Annotated in this window: 12 protein-coding genes; 6 read left to right on the top strand and 6 right to left on the bottom strand. The window is 43.5% G+C overall.

Annotation, left to right across the window (positions count from 1 at the left end; translation table 11 throughout):
- The first annotated feature begins 7 nt into the window (after window positions 1–7).
- Window positions 8–949, top strand: coding sequence for a UDP-glucuronic acid decarboxylase family protein (locus ACNOGP_RS16160; protein WP_186967561.1), 942 nt, complete (start codon window positions 8–10; stop codon window positions 947–949).
- Window positions 950–959: 10 nt separating this feature from the next.
- A complete protein-coding gene (locus ACNOGP_RS16155; RefSeq protein ID WP_195476431.1) occupies window positions 960–2087 on the top strand; it encodes a hybrid sensor histidine kinase/response regulator in 1128 nt (375 codons plus the stop codon).
- A 191-nt stretch (window positions 2088–2278) separates the two neighbouring features.
- Here the strand turns inward: ACNOGP_RS16155 and ACNOGP_RS16150 are convergent, their stop codons facing one another.
- On the bottom strand, window positions 2279–5131 hold the full coding sequence (locus ACNOGP_RS16150) for a PD-(D/E)XK nuclease family protein (RefSeq protein WP_418213210.1): 2853 nt from the start codon (window positions 5129–5131) through the stop codon (window positions 2279–2281).
- Between the two features lie 140 nt (window positions 5132–5271).
- Between ACNOGP_RS16150 and ACNOGP_RS16145 the strand changes: the two genes are divergently transcribed.
- Both ACNOGP_RS16145 and ACNOGP_RS16140 read left to right on the top strand, forming a co-directional pair.
- Entirely contained in the window at window positions 5272–5613 is a 342-nt protein-coding gene (locus ACNOGP_RS16145) for a type II toxin-antitoxin system RelE/ParE family toxin (protein WP_186967564.1), read from the top strand.
- Complete coding sequence (locus tag ACNOGP_RS16140) at window positions 5585–5887, top strand: helix-turn-helix domain-containing protein (protein ID WP_007760060.1); 303 nt, start codon at window positions 5585–5587, stop codon at window positions 5885–5887. The genes ACNOGP_RS16145 and ACNOGP_RS16140 overlap by 29 nt, the downstream gene beginning before the upstream one ends.
- Before the next feature lie 163 nt (window positions 5888–6050).
- Here the strand turns inward: ACNOGP_RS16140 and ACNOGP_RS16135 are convergent, their stop codons facing one another.
- Window positions 6051–9221, bottom strand: a complete 3171-nt coding sequence (locus ACNOGP_RS16135; RefSeq protein WP_418213209.1) for a UvrD-helicase domain-containing protein — start codon at window positions 9219–9221, stop codon at window positions 6051–6053.
- A 16-nt stretch (window positions 9222–9237) separates the two neighbouring features.
- A complete protein-coding gene (locus tag ACNOGP_RS16130; RefSeq protein WP_270539602.1) occupies window positions 9238–9849 on the bottom strand; it encodes an RNA polymerase sigma-70 factor in 612 nt (203 codons plus the stop codon).
- 161 nt (window positions 9850–10010) lie between these two features.
- Between ACNOGP_RS16130 and ACNOGP_RS16125 the strand changes: the two genes are divergently transcribed.
- Both ACNOGP_RS16125 and ACNOGP_RS16120 read left to right on the top strand, forming a co-directional pair.
- The gene (locus ACNOGP_RS16125; protein ID WP_418213208.1) at window positions 10011–11003 is read left to right on the top strand and encodes a FecR family protein; all 993 of its coding nucleotides are present in this window, start codon (window positions 10011–10013) and stop codon (window positions 11001–11003) included.
- Window positions 11004–11042: 39 nt separating this feature from the next.
- The gene (locus ACNOGP_RS16120) at window positions 11043–11198 is read left to right on the top strand and encodes a hypothetical protein (RefSeq protein WP_418213207.1); all 156 of its coding nucleotides are present in this window, start codon (window positions 11043–11045) and stop codon (window positions 11196–11198) included.
- Window positions 11199–11395: 197 nt separating this feature from the next.
- On the opposite strand, the gene ACNOGP_RS16115 is transcribed toward ACNOGP_RS16120, so the two are convergent.
- From ACNOGP_RS16115 to ACNOGP_RS16105, 3 genes are read right to left on the bottom strand one after another with little or no spacing between them, the layout of a single operon-like run.
- The gene (locus ACNOGP_RS16115; RefSeq protein WP_418213206.1) at window positions 11396–12433 is read right to left on the bottom strand and encodes a BT_3987 domain-containing protein; all 1038 of its coding nucleotides are present in this window, start codon (window positions 12431–12433) and stop codon (window positions 11396–11398) included.
- A gap of 15 nt (window positions 12434–12448) precedes the next feature.
- A complete protein-coding gene (locus ACNOGP_RS16110) occupies window positions 12449–13639 on the bottom strand; it encodes a DUF1735 and LamG domain-containing protein (protein WP_418213205.1) in 1191 nt (396 codons plus the stop codon).
- 17 nt (window positions 13640–13656) lie between these two features.
- On the bottom strand, window positions 13657–14739 hold the full coding sequence (locus tag ACNOGP_RS16105) for a glycoside hydrolase family 18 (protein ID WP_418213204.1): 1083 nt from the start codon (window positions 14737–14739) through the stop codon (window positions 13657–13659).
- Between the last annotated feature and the right edge of the window lie 18 nt (window positions 14740–14757).

The raw sequence follows: 14757 nt of genomic DNA, 5'->3' as shown, positions 1-14757 counted from the left end.
ACATAAAATGAAAAGAATACTGGTAAGTGGAGGGGCCGGCTTTATTGGTTCTCATCTTTGTACACGGCTGATAAACGATGGTCACGAAGTGATATGCCTGGATAATTTTTTTACGGGGTCGAAAGACAACATCGCTCATCTGATGGGCAATCACCATTTTGAAGTAGTGCGGCATGATGTCACTTACCCATATTCTGCAGAGGTGGATGAAATATACAATTTGGCTTGTCCCGCGTCTCCCATTCATTATCAGCATGACCCTATACAAACGGCCAAGACGTCGGTGATGGGGGCTATCAATATGCTGGGATTGGCGATGAGACTGGATGCAAAGGTGTTGCAGGCTTCTACGAGCGAGGTGTATGGTGACCCGATTGTGCATCCGCAGCCGGAGTATTATTGGGGGAACGTAAATCCTGTGGGGTACCGTTCCTGCTACGATGAGGGGAAACGCTGTGCGGAGACATTGTTTATGGATTATCATCGACAGAATGATGTGCGTGTGAAGATTATCCGCATATTCAATACGTATGGTCCGCGTATGCTGCCGAACGACGGGAGGGTAGTCTCAAACTTCGTTCTGCAGGCATTGAACAATGAAGACATCACGATATATGGTGACGGAAAGCAGACGCGCAGTTTCCAATATATCGACGATCTGATAGAGGGAATGATAAGGATGATGGAGACGGAGGACGATTTTACCGGTCCTGTGAATCTCGGCAATCCGAATGAGTTCTCGATACAGGAGTTGGCGGAAAAGATAATCGCCATGACGGGTTCTTCTTCGAAGATAGTGTTCAAGTCATTGCCGAACGATGATCCCAAGCAACGACAGCCGGATATAACGCTGGCAAGGAAAAAACTCGGTTGGGAGCCTACCATCGAACTGGAAGATGGGCTGAGCCGCATGATTGAGTATTTTAAGGGATCTAAAACGAATAAATAAGGAGATAATTATGAATGTGGAAATTAATCCTTCCGAATATAAAGTCCTCATTGTGGACGATGTCATTTCAAATGTACTTTTATTGAAGGTGCTATTGAACAATGAGAAATTTCAGATTGTAACTGCCAGCAACGGTACGGAGGCTTTGGCACAGGTGAAGAAAGAGAAACCGGATCTTGTGCTGTTGGATGTCATGATGCCGGACATCAGTGGGTTTGACGTGGCGAAGCAGATGAAAGCTGATCCCGAAATGTCTGATATTCCTATCATTTTCCTGACTGCGCTGAATAGCACGGCGGATATAGTGAAGGGATTTCAGGTGGGAGGTAATGACTTTATCTCCAAACCGTTCAATAAGGAGGAACTGATCATCCGTGTGACGCACCAGATTTCGCTGGTTGCCGCCAAACGGATCATCGTGGCGCAGACGGAGGAATTGCGTAAGACGATCATGGGACGTGACAAGCTGTATTCTGTGATTGCGCACGACTTGCGTTCGCCGATGGGTTCTATCAAGATGGTGCTGAATATGCTGATTCTGAATCTGCCCAGCGAGACAATCGGTGAGGAGATGTATGAGTTGCTGACAATGGCGAACCAGACCACTGAGGATGTGTTCTCACTGCTCGATAATTTGCTGAAATGGACGAAGAGCCAGATCGGTAAGTTGAAGGTGGTTTATCAGGAGTTCAATATGGTGGAAGTCGTAGAGAGTGTAAGTGAGATCTTTACGATGGTGGCCGGTCTGAAGAACATTAAAATTGTACAGGATATGCCTGTGGTCCCCGTGGTTGTCCGTGCGGATATAGATATGCTTAAGACGGTGATCCGCAACTTGATAAGTAATGCAATCAAGTTTAGTAATGAGGGCTCGGAAGTGCTGGTGTCACTGACTGAGGAGGACGGTATGGCTATCGTCAGCGTGAAGGATAGTGGCTGCGGTATCGATGAGGAGAACCAAAAGAAACTGCTGCATACGGATACGCATTTCAGTACCTTCGGCACTAACAACGAGGAAGGTTCGGGACTGGGATTGCTGCTGTGCCAGGATTTCATCGTCAAGAATGGAGGCAAACTCTGGTTTACTTCGAAGAAGGGAGAGGGATCTACATTCAGTTTCTCGGTGCCGCTGCTGTAGAGTGCACCACAGATTACACGGATTAACACAGATTAAAAAGGAAAAAGAGGATTAACACAAATTAAAAAAGAGGATTAGCACAGATTAAAAAAGGAAAAACGCAAATTGCGTAATCTGCGTTTTTATCCTCCTCTTCAATTCACGTTTAATCTCTTCTTAATCTGTGTTAATCCGTGTAATCTGTGGTGAAACTATCTCTTGCACATTGCCTTGAAATCGCAGTATGCACATTTCTTTATGTCCTCTGTTTGCGTGAAAGGTTCTTTCTCATCAAATATTTCCTCCAACAAGGCTTGCAGGCGTTCACGGAACTCGTCTTCAAAGAAAGCGAAGTTGTTTACCGGTATTTTCGGTTTGCGGGGTTCTCCCATTTCGATAACAGGTGAATAGCTTTCTGAGGCGGCACGATGAATATAAAGCAAGGCGGGAGCTACCATTAAAGGTTGTTTCCGGCTCATGATGGCAGCATACAGGAACGTCTGGAAGATATAATTGGGACGCGTTTCCGAAGGAGTGAACAGTTGCTCGATATTGGCAGGAATCTTCGGGCTTCCTCCTGTTTTATAGTCTACGATACGTAATGTACCTTCTTTGGCGTCCATACGGTCGATTGTTCCACCGAGACGGAGCGTTAAAGGTCCTAAGGCAGTCTGTATGGTTATCTTCTCCGATACCTTTTTCTCCATAGCGACCATCTCGAAAGGAGTGTATTGCAGGTCGTTACGAAGCAACTGTTTCAAGTAAGAAACGATTACTTTGGAATTGATGAGCTGCACACCGTTGTATTCGGGCTTCTCTTCCGGTGCGACTTTGAACAGTTCCTGCTTGAAGGCTTGGTCTACATAACCTTGCAGCTTTATTTCGTCACGCAGCAGACGTTCCAAGTCCTCTCTCTGAATCATTTTTCCGTTGGCTGTCAGGTCAGTATAAGCCAGTTGGGCGGAGAGGTGGAAGATTGTTCCGAACAGGGCGGAATCGATTTCCGCACTTACTTCATCCGGTGTTTTCAGTCCGGCAACGTATCGGTAATAGAACCTCAGCCGACAATCAAGATAAGTGTTGAGGGCAGAAGGAGAAAGGATGACGGATTCGGGCTGGGCAGTGTCGTAGGCACGGTAAAGCCGTCTCAGTATTTCCGGAGTTTTTTCTATTTGTATCTCCAGCGTGTTTTGCGGAGATTGTCCGGCTTCCAGATACTCGCGGGTGATCTCGTGCGGACCTTCCACCAGCAGTTGCAGCATGAAACGGGACTCTTCGCCACGATTCAGTCCGTCCGAAGAGGTGTTGTAGAGCAGCGTGATATTCTCTGCCCGTTGAATCAGACGGTAGAAGTAGTAAGCGTATACTGCGTTTTTATGTTCGATGGTCGTCATGCCGAAGGCTTTGCGGAGGTTGTAGGGGATGAAAGAGGACTCTCCACCGGCTTTCGGAAGTTGCCCCTCGTTGAGCGACAACATGATAAGATTACGGAAATCGAGGTTACGTGTCTCCAACACTCCCATGATTTGCAGTCCGATAGCCGGTTCTCCGTGAAAGGGGATATTGGAAGCGGTCAGCACTTTGGTGATAAGACGTTTCAGGGTATCGGTACGCACGCTTAATTCTCCGCTTTCTATCAGACTGTATAATCTGTTTATTTTCAGGTGACTCTGGAAGATGGATTCCCGATATAGCTGGTTGAATATATCGTCATATTCCCCTTCTTTGCGATAGAGGATGGATATGCTTTTGATTAATCGGAGCAGGTAGTCGCATAACTCCCTGATATTGCTTTGCGGAGTGAAAAGAATAGTCAGGAAATCATCTTTTTTCAGTTCCGACGGGAGCGGATAGAAACGGTTGGTCTTTGTAAGCTCGCGTTCCAGGCGGGTGGCATGATCCGATAGTTGCCGGGTGTAGGGGTGTTTTAATATTTTTGATACGGCTTCGTAGGTGAAACGTCCGGTATCTGGTCGATAGCCGTTGGTCTGTAATTCCATAGCTGCGTTGATGAAGCTGTACACCGGAGTTTGCGCCAATGGGAATCCCATAGTGATATTTACGTTTTGCACATCCTGTGGGATGGAGTGAAGCACGGGGAGGAGCAGGGCTTCGTTGCAAAGCACGATGGCATTTTCCTTTTCGCTGCCCATCTGGGCTGTCTGGGAGAACAGGAAGCGGGCTTGTGCATTTTCGGTGGAAGCGGAGATATAACGTATCTTTTTCGGCTTCCGGAAGATGTCGAAATAACTTTCCGGTAGTTCGTTGGGGAAGTCGATGAGGTTGCGTTTGATAAATTCTCCGGCTTCGTGCTTGGAGATTCGTTGGGTATAGAAGAGATCGTAATCCCAATAAAACATGGCTTTCCCGGCTTTTTGCAGCTTTTGGAAGAATTCTTTCTCTACTTTGTTCAATACGTTGAAACCGACGAATACGTATTTATCGTATTTGAGCCGGTCGGTATCGAGTTGTTCGATGACGTTCCGGTAGAGCATACCTTCGTAGGCAATGCCCAGTTCGGCAAGGTTCTCCCGATAACGATGATAGATAATACCCAGTTTGTCCCAGAGGGATATGAATTTTTCCTTGAGTTCGGTACGCCGTTCGATGGAGAAGTTCTGAAAGAATTGCCGGATGGCTTCTTCCTGTTCTTCATCGAGGAATTCGTAGTCGTCCATCAGGTTCTTCAGGTCTTGCAGATTGCTGAACAGTTTGTCTGCATCCACCATATTTTTGTCTACGTCGTCGAAATCGCTAATCAGCAGTTCACCCCAGAAGTAGAAATCGTCCAGCGTCTCCCGACTTCCGGTCTCTTCTTTGAATACTTTATAAAGCTCGCAAACCAAACGGATCGGATCCCCTGCCTTTTGTACGGATAGTTTCTGCAACAGGTCACTGATACTCATGGCGGCAGGCGACCAGATAGGTTGGTCGGATTCTTCTGCCAGGTATTCGTTAAAAAACAGGTTAGCGCGTTTGTTGGGGAAAACGAGCACGGTGCGCGACAGGTCGTTTCCTATTTTCGTATATAAGTCATGGGCGACTAGTTGGAGAAATGGTTGCATATCGGATAATCATTTTTAGTCTGTGACAAAGATACGATATAGAAGTGAAAGAATAAGCGGAATATAGGAAATTAGCTTCTTTAAGATATCTCGATCTGCAGAAAGTTGCTTAATTGATCAACTTTTACTATCTTTGCCGTATGAATAGAAAAGTAATAGCATACGAAAACTACTATAAAGATTTTTTTGACACCTTAGATAAAGGTACACAAGAAAAAGTCTTGTATGGCTTACTCTTATTAAAGACTCAAGATAAACTGCCTGCAAAGTATGTGAAATTTCTCAAAGATGGTTTATATGAGTTAAGAATAGAATGGCAAGGTAATATTTATCGGATTTTCTTTTGTTATGATGAAGGACGCATTGTTATATTATTCAATGGTTTTCAAAAGAAAACGCAGAAAACTCCCGATAGAGAGATTAATAAAGCATTAAAACTAAAGAAAGAATATTATGAGCGAAAAAGAACTGAAGATGTTTGATGTCGATGCACAGTTGGACGCTGTGTTTGGCAAAGAAGGAACTCCGGAGCGTAAGGCTGCCGAAGATAGAGCCAATGCTTTCTTTACCGGGCAGATAATTGAAGAGGCTAGGAAGAAAGCTAAAATGACACAAGAGGAACTTGCTAAAAAGATTGGGACAAACAAATCTTATATTTCCCGTGTTGAAACAGGAAAAACAGAGCCTAAAGTCTCTACTTTTTATCGTATTGCTTCAGCCTTAGGTATGACGGTTGAATTGACCCCTGCTATGTGAAAGCTAAGATAAAATAATATGAATTTTCCTAATGTCTTTACTAATGAGGGGATGTCACAACGAATAATAAACGCAGATTAACGCAAATTATCGCAGAAGTTTTTATAAGTCGTAACTGAAATAATCTGCGATAATTTCAGTTAATCCTGCGTTTTGCCCCCTTCTATACTTTTTCTATCCTCTCCTCATCCACATACCACAGATAACCGGTAATATTCTCGTACCCCATCTTAGAAAGTAACTGCATATATCCCTTCACCTGCTTGTTATATTTAGGATTCTCCTTGCCAAACTTAAAGTCTACTACAACCACCTGATTCTCTTTCATCATCACACGGTCCGGACGGCGGGTTTGCAGCACACCTTTCTCCTTGTAGATGATGGCACATTCGCTGAATAACGTCCATTCTCCTGAGTACCAATCCTGTATTTCGGGGGAAGAGAAAGCCTTTTGCACCACTTCGCGCACCATTCCCTCTTTTTCATCATCCCGGATAACCCCTTCAAAGACAAGGCGGTCGATGGCAGAATCGATGTCTTCTTCCGTCTCAATGGCGGAGAATAAGGTATGCAACAAACGGCCGCGATTGATAAAACGATCGTCGGAATCTTCCTCCTCAATGCCCTGAATAAAGTCCGCAGAACGGTTGGATTGGCGGAACTCGATGTCGTGCCGCATGGATTCCATACGGATAGGACGTTTCTCCGGTTTTTGAGTAAGTTTGTTGGTCGAAGTCTTGGCCTTTTCTTCTTCCGAAGAACAAAGTTCACCCTGCTCGTAACACTCTTCGTCCCATTCTATATCCTCTTTCAGCGCCACAACAGGAAGAACATTCGCCAATAATTCCGACATTGTACCCTTTTGTCCTTTCTTGCTCCAGATGATGAGATTCTTTCCTGCACGGGTGAAGGCAACATAGAGCAGATTTAGGTTATCCACCCAAAGTTGCAGGCGTTCGTTCAAGTAATCATCCCCGTAGATAGATTCCGCCATTTGTGTGGAATAATTAATGGGAAGGATATCCAGCCCATCGAACGGGGCCACCTGCGGTGTACACCACACAAGCTGACTGTTCGTCTCGTTCTCCAACTTCCAGTCGCAGAAAGGAAGAAGTACCGTATGGAACTCCAGTCCTTTGGATTTGTGTATGGAGAAGATGCGGATGCCCTCCACCTCGCCGCTTGGAATCGTCTTGCCGCACAACGTTTCGTCCCAATAACGGATGAATCCGTCGAGCTCGGAAGAGTTACTTTGCAGATAATCCGTCACTGCATCGAAAAAGGCGAACAGGTAAGCGTCCTGATCGCTGATGCGGTTCATCTCGAAGATACTGAAAAGTTCCTCCAAAAGTTCGTAGAGAGGCATTAACCGTAGTTCTTCCAGCTTCTCAAGGAATGCGGCAGGAAGATAATTCTCTACGGGAAGGAGTAAGAGCGTGTTCCAGTCCAGTCCTTTCCGCAGTACTTCGTTCTGATAAGCCACAGCAAGTTGGGCACGCGCTATCTTGTTGTTCCCGTCGGAGAGATAACGCAAGGCGTCCAACATCATGCAGATAGCGAGCGAGGCGTCAAGGCGGAAAGCTTCGTCCGACACGATCTTATAATGCAGCTCCTTGTCAAAGTAATCGGCAATGCGGGGAATGTTCTTATTCTTCCGCACGAGAATCGCTATATCATTCAGCCGTACACCGGAAGCGAGAAGACGGTTCACCTCTTCACCTAAGCTGATCAATGTCTGTTCGGTATAGTCATGTTCCTCATCGGGTTCGAGGAACGAAACCTTCACGTAACCCTTTTCCGTTTCCTTGGAAGATTCCTGCACAACATCAGCGTAGGCTTTCTGCAAATCTTTGCAGTCTTCGCCCAACTGACTGCGGTATATCCCGTTCAGATAATCGGCAGCGGCAGTAAAAACACGGTTGTTGAAACGGATGATATTGGTTTCGCTCCGCCGGTTGGTAGCCAATGTCCTTACATGGATGGGGAAATGCTCAATGCGGTCGTTCAGACTATTCAGAATCCCCCAGTCACCATTCCGCCAACGGTAAATGGACTGTTTGACATCTCCCACAATCAAGCTGTCCGCTCCTTGCGAAAGCCCTTCGAGCAAAAGCAGTTTGAAATTCCCCCATTGCATTCGGCTGGTATCCTGAAACTCGTCTATCATCACGTTGCGGATATTGGTTCCTATCTTTTCGAATACAAAAGAGGAATCACCGTCTTTTACCAATTGATGAAGCAGGGCATTGGTGTCCGACAATAAGAAACGGTTGTTATCGTGGTTCAGTTGGCGCACTTCCTCGTCGATATTGGCGAGAAGCTGCACTTTATTGAGATGTTGCAGGGACAGTCGGCAACTGTTCAGCAACAGGTTATTTTTTGAACGGAGCTTTTCCGCATCCTCCAGGATATGTATCAGACTGGAATCTGCCAAAGCGATGATGTCCGCGTAGCGGGAAGAACTTTTTGCCGCCCAGTTCTTTGCATCTTCCAGACACTTCTCCACAGTCGCATTGCGGATATCGTTTCCTAAGATACCATTATTCAGTTTACGGAAATAACTGCCGATTCCGCGTGAACCGTTTTTCAGATCGTCGGCGGTTAACGCATGGCCTTCCAATTCCTCCTCAAAATGATCATAGAAACCTTTCATTTCTTCCAGCACTTCGGTTTCCAGCTCTTTCAGTTGCTTGCGGTATTCCTTGATGGTGTCCGGATTGCGCAACCGCTTCCGAAGTCCTTCCCCTTTTTCAATATAGCCCTCGTCAAAGATATTGCGGCCGAAACTTTTGACCTCGTCCGATACATTCCAACGCTTGTCATCGGCAATCCGTTCGTTGATATAGTCCAGCAGCCACGCGAGGACAGGGGAGGTGGGACCGAGTTTCTCAATCATGCTGTCTACCGCATCGCTGAGTACTTCGGTATTGTTCAGCTCGATATTCAGATTCGGGCTGAGTTCCAGTTCCCGCGCCAGGTTACGCATGACGGATTGGAAGAACGAGTCGATGGTTTCCACCCGAAAACGGCTGTAATCGTGCAACATATAGCCGAGAGCGACTCCCGCCGCTTCCCGTATTTCCAGCTCCGTCCTTCCGGTTTCTTTTTTTATCCGGTCGAGATAGGCTTGGGAATCTTTGTCACCTATCTGAATGCCATATAGCTGGCTGAGAATACGCTCTTTCATTTCGGCCGTCGCCTTATTGGTAAAGGTAACGGCCAGAATCTGACGGTAGGCACGCGGATTGAGGATTAATAATTTAATGTATTCCACTGCAAGGGTAAACGTTTTACCCGAACCGGCGGAAGCCTTATATACTAAAAGTTCACTCATGCTTATTGTAAATCTGTTAATAGAATTTTTTCATAAAGTCCGGTCCGAAACAGAGCAGGAATAGAGGGAGATAGTCTTTTAAAGCCACTCGGAGTAACTTTAAGGCTTGTCCGATCCTGTAATTTACAGTCTGCGGGGAGACATTCAGTTTCTCTGCTATCTCTTTATGGGTGAGATGTTGGCTACGATTCATCTCGTATGCTTCACGACACTCTTTGGGAAGTTGCCTCAATGCTTCTTCGTAGAGTCGGAAAAGCTCGTTGCCCAGATAGAAATCAGGGTTATTGAATTCGCCTTCGTATTTCTCTATGATTTCCTGATGTACTCTTCGTTTGATCTCAAAATGGGAAAGACGATTGAGAGCCTTGTTCTTTACGATGGTGAAAAGTAAGGTTTTCAATGTCAGTTCCGGCAAAAGGCTGCTGCGATTTTCCCACAGCCACATCATTGTTTCTTGTACGATTTCCTCAATCTCCTCCTGTTCATAGACATATTGGGAACAAAAAGCACACAGCCTCCGGAAATAGTAGCGGTAGACTGCGTCAAAAACATTTTCGTCTCCTGCTCTGAGGGCGGTGATGATGGACTTATTGTTGTTAATATCGAAAGATATCGGAGGTTGCGGCATTATCATTTTTTTAATGTAAGACAAAAATAGTCAAAGAAGTAGAGATAAAGAAATAAAAACACGAGAAAAAATTTTTTTCTTTCTTAGTTTAGTATATTTGCATCGCCAACTGTATAACTACAAAGGTATTATTTTTATATTGTAAAAAGATTGAATAGAACATGGATGAAATGATCTTGTTGGCCTACTTGCGAGGTGAATGTAGTGACGAGGAAACAGAACGGGTGGAAGCATGGTGCGAGGAAGCACCGGAAAACCGGAAAGTTCTAGAGCAACTTTACTATACTCTTTTTGTAGGCGACCGTGTAGCGGTGATGAATACTGTGGATACAGAGGCATCATTAAAGAATTTGAAATCGGCAATCAGGGAGAAGGAGGAAAAGAATCAACGGAAAGGGATGCCTGTCCGTTGGGGGCGTTATGCCACTGTGGCTGCCGCTTTCTTCACCGGGCTTGTTGTTGCGGGTGGAATCACTTGGGGGTTGCTGTCCAACAAACTTTCGGATTACGAGGTGCTGACCATTGCAGGCCAGCGGGCACAAACGGTATTACCGGATGGCAGTAAAGTGTGGCTGAATGCATCTTCCAGATTGGTTTATCACAATTCTTTCTGGAGTTCGGAGCGTGAGGTGGACTTGTCGGGTGAAGCCTATTTTGAGGTGACTCATGACAAGTATGCACCTTTTATTGTAAACAGCAAGCAAATCAGAACCCGTGTGCTGGGCACAAAATTTAATGTGCGTGCCCGCGAGGAAGAGAATAGGGTAGTGACTACCTTGCTTCAAGGTAAGGTTCAAGTGGATTCTCCGCGCACGGAGAATAACGGATATGTGCTGAAACCGGGACAGACCTTGAATATCGATACAGATACTTATCAGGCGGAGCTGATCGAATATAACCAACCGACAGATGTTCTTTTATGGATTAAAGGGAAGTTGATGTTCAAGCAGAATTACTTATTGGAAATCACCAATATCATGGAAAAGCTGTATGATATTAAATTTATCTATGAAGATGAAACGTTGAAGACCGAACGCTTCACCGGTGAGTTTTCTACGGACAGCACTTCTGATGAGATCCTGAATGTGCTGATGCATACACATCATTTCAGCTATAAGAAAGAAGGAAGGACTATCCGGTTGAGAAAGAGATAGCTTTTTGAGTATTCTTGTTGTTGATAAACAGATATAAATATGAGAACCTCATCTTACACGCAGGAAACAATGGTGATAGAAAATCCTTCTAAATCACTTGTTATGCTTATGAATAAACTAAGAGATAGAAAAATGGCTCAATTAAAAGATTTGAAAGAAAAGAAAGATTTTTATTTTCCTAAGAACAAGCAATGAAAGTCACTCACCCTATAAAAACAAGTGAAGGAGACGAATATCTTGTTTTAATTGAAAGTATGGCTATGGATACTTATATATCACTTAATATCTCGAAAGCAATATCAAGGATATGTAGATTGTATCAAAAGTAGAATTTGTTCAATGTCTAAATAAAAAAAGCGGAGATAAGTCTCCGCTTTTTTTATTTAGATGTATTATTCAGGCCATTCTATCAGATTGAATTCTGAGATACCAATATCATATTCTCCATAAGAACCTGGATTCCATGAATCAGGGAAGTACAGTTTGAGATATTGTGTTGTTATAGGGGTATAAAATTTTACTATATTATTTTTGATCCTGTCGGGTTGGGGGAATAATTTACTTCCTACTAGTTTCCAATCATTGCCATTTTCGCTTGTATATATATCAACATTCTTTACATTCGATTTATAAGAAAATGCGGTAGTGACTCCCATTGATATTCCGTTGAATGTAACTTCCTTTTTAAAATTAAAAACTAAAGTAACATCTTTATCGTATCCGGTTACAAACCACTTATCATATTTAGCCTCATTAGCATCTTTTCCATCAATAAGATACATGATAGTGCTGCTATAAGGTGTAGAATTAATATACCAATTACGATCAGCTATAAACTGTCCGTTTCCCAATTCAGATTCTCCCGGATCTACGTTGATACAGTTATTGATGAGTACACAATACATCTTATTCATATTGGTACTCAATGCTACGTGTTCATCCGATACTTCTTTCAATTTTATCGGGAATAGATATTTGCCGGACAAATCCATCGCTGTAAAATTAGTAAGCGTGAGACAAGCGGAGTCTTTCGAAACATAATCTCCGGCTTTTATGGTAGCTGTATTTTGGGTAAATTCATAAGTACCTTCTACCGGAAGCGCATACTTTGTACCATGTGTAGCGTTATAAGTAGTCACTGCTTCCAGATCTCCTATCTCCAACGTAACGGTAACATCTGTGGATAAAGGAGAGGTGATTCTTACCGGTATTTTATATTCCACTTTTTCAGGAAGTGCGGCAGGATTGAACTGTACAGTCAGATCCATAAAGTCCATAGGTGTCATTCCATTACTCAGATATACTTTCTGAGTGGTATCGTCTCCTACGATTTTTTCTTCATATTCGTCCTCATCGCAAGCACTGAAAAGGCAGAGGCTTATCAGGCTAATTGCAATCAGACTGTATTTTCTATAATTTATGTGATTCATAATCTATATTTTAAGTTATTCTACATTTTCAACATCCTTGTCAGGCTTGTTATCAGCTATAATATTTTTTATCCAACTAGTGGTACCTGATGAGGTACAAACATTTCCATGTCCGGTATAATCACGGAATTCATTTCCTTCGCCTTCATCCAATCTCCAATATGCTTCCAGACCATCTGACCCCGGATTCACATTAAACATATTATTTAGAATCTGGGTAGGAGTAATTGCTTTTGTCCAGAATCGTAATTCACTCACCTTTACGTTTGCCACTAAATATTGTCTTTCATCAGGATTACCAAATGTGAATTTATTCTTACCCAAATTAGTGACGATACCTTTCATGGTCTTTTCCGAGTCTTTCACGCCATTTACATAAATTGTAAGTTTAGCACCATCGTTTACAAAAGCTAAATGATACCATGTGTCTGTGTTAAATAACATATTAGAATTCATTTGACTGTCCTGGTTCTTTGCTTGAAGCCGATTCCCTTCTGTAAACGCATCACCGAATCTTGTATAGATTTCTCCTGTTTTCCCGGCAGGAGCGAATGCGGCAAATAAAGCCTGATTGTTCCATTTTCCTATTTCTTTGCCTAGCTTGTCAATACTGATTCTAAATTCTACCGACCATTCTTTTAATTCATAATCTTGGCGCATTTGCATCTCTAGAATGTTATACCTGTTGATGACGGGAACAGATATGGTTTTCAACGGATCCATGATGTATACCATCATATCAGCTCCTTTCAGCGTTTTGATACTTCCTTCGGTTGCAATACTGACAGGCAATGCATAATTCTTGCCTGATTTCTTCATCTCCTCAGTCATCGGCTTGAAAGTTACTTTTACTCCCTGTGCATCTTGTTCACCTTGTTTAATCGTTACAGTATTGTTTTCAACATCGTATCCTTCTTGCGGAAGCAGTACATAGTCCGTACCGTTTCTCTGGTTGTATGCTTCCAGAACCGCTTCATTGACGGCAACCTGAACCTTTACATCTTCCGGAACTGCCTGTCCGGCACACGGAGTGAAATATACAGGCAAATCTGCGCTTCGGATAGGAACCTTCTGCGCAATATAGGCTTGCGTTTTCGATTCTTTGATATAAACCATGCTGTCAACCGTATCATATTTAGCATCATTACATCCCATGAGGGATATGACAATACCAGTCAATATAATTGAATATTTGTTTCGTTTCATAATTATCGATATTTAGTTTATTTTACAGGAGGGTTCATAATTCGAGTGGCATTACGCAAAAACGGATAGGTACCTTCGTAGCCGGGTACATAAAACTCATATTCCATGTGATAAGTACCAACTCCGCCTTTCCGTATCTTTTTACCGTTTACAACCGGATTCCAACGGGCCATGCCTTCCAATGATTTCATTTTTGTTCCATCGGGAGCTGTAAAATCATATCCTCCCATTTGTGCATACTTCTCAAAATCTTCCGTCACTATGAGCTTTCTTGCCAATTCTTCAGCAGGAACCTCTGATGAATACTTGTCTATAAGACCATTTAAACGGCTGTTAAGTGTATATTCACCGGTACAAGTATAAGCCTGCGTAATGAAATAATCAAAATAGCTGGCATATTTAGCTGGCAAATTTGAAATCTCACCATCTACTACAAGATATCTTCCTGTACCGGATTTAGGACCTACACGTTTGGACATGGTATCCAAAAATACGTCAATACGTCCCGGTCTTCCCATTTCATAATTTGTTTCAAAAGGCTGTGGAGTAGTTATTTCCCAGTCCATATCAAAGCCGTCATAGTTATATTTGTCGATGGTATCGCAAATGGCATTCGCGAATTTCACTATTGAGGCTTTAACGGCTTCTTCGTCACCATCTACCCATCCCCAGAATTTATGCCGGTCTGCACGGGTCGCATTATATTCTTCCGGAGTAATTTGGTCTCCCATCTCCAATACAAGGAATACGACTAATGCCTTAGTCCCTTTTTTCTCCTGTACATATTTCAGGTCTTTCAACATTTCGGGTGTCGGGCTTTTCCAGCCGCCCCACATAGAAATAAAATCCACACTGTCCGGAAGTCCGACCAGGCAATTCTCCAGACTGGCTCCTTTGCCTGTCCAGTTTCCATACCAACCAAATGTGACGGAGTGATCAGATTTCTTATATGCGCGTAAATTCGCATAATAATCTTCTGACATATTGCTTCCGCTCATAGATTGCGAATGCAACGTTTCTATTTCCGTCCAGTCGTCACAAGCGGTATTGACCACTATGGGCCCGAATAATAGCATTATAAAATAGAATATTTTTTTCATTTCAGTTCTCGTTAAGTT

It is taken from the genome of Bacteroides difficilis, from assembly GCF_048319815.1.
In the GTDB taxonomy this organism is placed as follows: domain Bacteria; phylum Bacteroidota; class Bacteroidia; order Bacteroidales; family Bacteroidaceae; genus Bacteroides; species Bacteroides zhangwenhongii.
This window is presented reverse-complemented; position numbering and strand designations above follow the sequence as displayed.

What these genes read in the sequence shown, in the direction of transcription:
- ACNOGP_RS16160 (WP_186967561.1), top strand. Translation starts at nt 8, where the DNA reads ATGAAAAGAATACTGGTAAGTGGAGGGGCCGGCTTTATTGGTTCTCAT.
- ACNOGP_RS16155 (WP_195476431.1), top strand. Translation starts at nt 960, where the DNA reads ATGAATGTGGAAATTAATCCTTCCGAATATAAAGTCCTCATTGTGGAC.
- ACNOGP_RS16150 (WP_418213210.1), bottom strand. Translation starts at nt 5,131, where the DNA reads ATGCAACCATTTCTCCAACTAGTCGCCCATGACTTATATACGAAAATA.
- ACNOGP_RS16145 (WP_186967564.1), top strand. Translation starts at nt 5,272, where the DNA reads ATGAATAGAAAAGTAATAGCATACGAAAACTACTATAAAGATTTTTTT.
- ACNOGP_RS16140 (WP_007760060.1), top strand. Translation starts at nt 5,585, where the DNA reads ATGAGCGAAAAAGAACTGAAGATGTTTGATGTCGATGCACAGTTGGAC.
- ACNOGP_RS16135 (WP_418213209.1), bottom strand. Translation starts at nt 9,221, where the DNA reads ATGAGTGAACTTTTAGTATATAAGGCTTCCGCCGGTTCGGGTAAAACG.
- ACNOGP_RS16130 (WP_270539602.1), bottom strand. Translation starts at nt 9,849, where the DNA reads ATGCCGCAACCTCCGATATCTTTCGATATTAACAACAATAAGTCCATC.
- ACNOGP_RS16125 (WP_418213208.1), top strand. Translation starts at nt 10,011, where the DNA reads ATGGATGAAATGATCTTGTTGGCCTACTTGCGAGGTGAATGTAGTGAC.
- ACNOGP_RS16120 (WP_418213207.1), top strand. Translation starts at nt 11,043, where the DNA reads ATGAGAACCTCATCTTACACGCAGGAAACAATGGTGATAGAAAATCCT.
- ACNOGP_RS16115 (WP_418213206.1), bottom strand. Translation starts at nt 12,433, where the DNA reads ATGAATCACATAAATTATAGAAAATACAGTCTGATTGCAATTAGCCTG.
- ACNOGP_RS16110 (WP_418213205.1), bottom strand. Translation starts at nt 13,639, where the DNA reads ATGAAACGAAACAAATATTCAATTATATTGACTGGTATTGTCATATCC.
- ACNOGP_RS16105 (WP_418213204.1), bottom strand. Translation starts at nt 14,739, where the DNA reads ATGAAAAAAATATTCTATTTTATAATGCTATTATTCGGGCCCATAGTG.